The organism is Eubacterium sp. An11 (assembly GCF_002161065.1).
GTDB classification, from domain to species: domain Bacteria; phylum Bacillota; class Clostridia; order Lachnospirales; family Lachnospiraceae; genus Anaerobutyricum; species Anaerobutyricum faecale.
Genome location: NZ_NFLV01000065.1, coordinates 1 through 2,605, shown reverse-complemented (window position 1 = coordinate 2,605; position 2,605 = coordinate 1). Strand labels below are relative to the sequence as shown.

The following is a 2,605-nucleotide window of genomic DNA, read 5'->3' as shown; positions in this document are numbered from 1 at the left end:
TCCAGGATGCGATGAGCCGACATCGAGGTGCCAAACCACTCCGTCGATGTGAACTCTTGGGAGTGATAAGCCTGTTATCCCCAGGGTAGCTTTTATCCGTTGAGCGATGGCAATCCCACGTTATGCCACCGGATCACTAAGTCCTACTTTCGTACCTGCTCCACCCGTCGGTGTCGCAGTCAAGCCTCCTTCTGCCTTTGCACTCTCTGGATGGTTTCCAACCATCCTGAGGAGACCTTCGAGCGCCTCCGATACCCTTTCGGAGGCGACCGCCCCAGTCAAACTCCCCGCCTGACATTGTCCCATGGCCGGGTCACGGCTCATGGTTAGAAACCCAGTACTGCAAGGGTGGTATCCCAACAGCGGCTCCATGGCGACTGGCGTCGCCATTTCCCTGCCTCCCACCTATCCTGTACATGCAATACCGAATCCCAGTATCAGGCTGGAGTAAAGCTCCATGGGGTCTTTCCGTCCTGGCGCGGGTAACCAGCATCTTCACTGGTATTTCAATTTCACCGGGTGTGTTGTTGAGACAGTGCCCAAATCATTACGCCTTTCGTGCGGGTCGGAACTTACCCGACAAGGAATTTCGCTACCTTAGGACCGTTATAGTTACGGCCGCCGTTTACTGGGGCTTAAGTTCAGGCCTTCGCTTGCGCTAAGCCCTCCCCTTAACCTTCCAGCACCGGGCAGGCGTCAGCCCATATACCTCACCTTGCGGTTTCGCATAGACCTGTGTTTTTGCTAAACAGTTGCTTGGGCCGTTTCTCTGCGGCTGCTCTCGCAGCACTCCTTCTCCCGAAGTTACGGAGTCATTTTGCCGAGTTCCTTAACAACACTTCTCCCGCCGGCCTTAGGATTCTCTCCTCATCCACCTGTGTCGGTTTACGGTACGGGCCCTTATGGAACAATAGCGGCTTTTCTCGACAGCAAGGGGCCGCGGCTTCGCTACTTCGTTTCGCTCCGCATCACGCCTTCGTCTTATATGGGACGGTTTTTCCAATCCCAAAACTACTTCGCTTGCACCGGGCTTTCCATTCCCGGCTCCGCTTCCCTTCCCGTGTCCCCGCAGTTCTGTCCATAAGGGGTGCAGGAATCTGAACCTGCTGTCCATCGGATACGCATTTCTGCCTCTCCTTAGGCCCCGACTTACCCAGGGCAGATCAGCTTTACCCTGGAAACCTTGGATATTCGGCCTGAAGGATTCCCACCTTCATCTCGCTACTCATTCCGGCATTCTCTCTCCTTAAAGGTCCACGCCCCCTTCCGGTAACGCTTCGCCCCCTTAAGGATGCTCCTCTACCAATCTATCTAGATTCCGCGGCTTCGGTGTGGTGTTTCAGCCCCGGACATTTTCGGCGCAGGACCTCTCGACCAGTGAGCTGTTACGCACTCTTTCAATGGATGGCTGCTTCTGAGCCAACATCCTGGTTGTCTTCGAAATCCCACATCCTTTCCCACTTAACACCCACTTTGGGACCTTAGCCGGCGGTCTGGGCTCTTTCCCTTTCGACTGTCCAACTTATCTCGTACAGTCTGACTCCCGCACACCATCTGTCCGGCATTCGGAGTTTGATATCCCTTGGTAGGCTTTGACGCCCCCGCAGGAATTCAGTGCTCTACCTCCGGCAGACTTGTGCGAGGCTAGCCCTAAAGCTATTTCGAGGAGAACCAGCTATCTCCGGGTTCGATTGGAATTTCTCCGCTATCCACACCTCATCCCCACCCTTTTCAACGGATGTGGGTTCGGTCCTCCATCGCCTTTTACGGCGGCTTCAACCTGGACATGGATAGGTCACCCGGTTTCGGGCCTGCACATGCTGACTATACGCCCTGTTAAGACTTGGTTTCCCTCCGGCTCCGCACCTGAAGTGCTTAACCTTGCCAGCATCCGCAGCTCGCCGGACCGTTCTACAAAAAGTACGCGGTCGCGCCACTGATGCGCTCCCACAGCTTGTAGACACAGGGTTTCAGGTTCTCTTTCACTCCCCTCCCGGGGTTCTTTTCACCTTTCCTTCACAGTACTATGCGCTATCGGTCACTGAGTAGTATTTAGCCTTACGGAGTGGTCTCCGCTCCTTCCCACAGGGTTTCCCGTGTCCCGTGGTACTCTGGATCCTGCCGGGCTGCTCACGACTTCGGATACGGGGCTCTCACCCTCTCTGGCCGGCTGTTCCAATGCCGTTCTCCTGTCCTTCGCAGATCCCTTTATGCAGTCCGAACCCCGCGATGCACGCATCACGGTTTGGGCTCTTCCGCTTTCGCTCGCCGCTACTGACGGAATCGATGTTTCTTTCTCTTCCTCCGGGTACTTAGATGTTTCAGTTCCCCGGGTTCCCTTCCGCACGCTATGGATTCACGTACGGATGACTGAGGGTTGCTCAGCCGGGTTTCCCCATTCAGAAATCTCCGGATCACAGGATATGTGCTCCTCCCCGAAGCTTTTCGCAGCTTATCACGTCTTTCATCGGCTCTCAGTGCCAAGGCATCCGCCCTGCGCCCTTCTTCGCTTGACCTTTTCCTCGCCCGTATCTTTCGATACGGCTGCTTCCTGCCTGCCCTAGCGTAGGCGGCAGTCCGCTCCATGAGACATACGCCTCATGCT

1 rRNA gene is annotated in these 2,605 nt (G+C 55.7%); it reads right to left on the bottom strand.

Annotated features, from left to right (window positions below):
* Window positions 1-2,516, bottom strand: a 23S ribosomal RNA gene (locus tag B5E53_RS18395); the annotation flags it as partial.
* Between the last annotated feature and the right edge of the window lie 89 nt (window positions 2,517-2,605).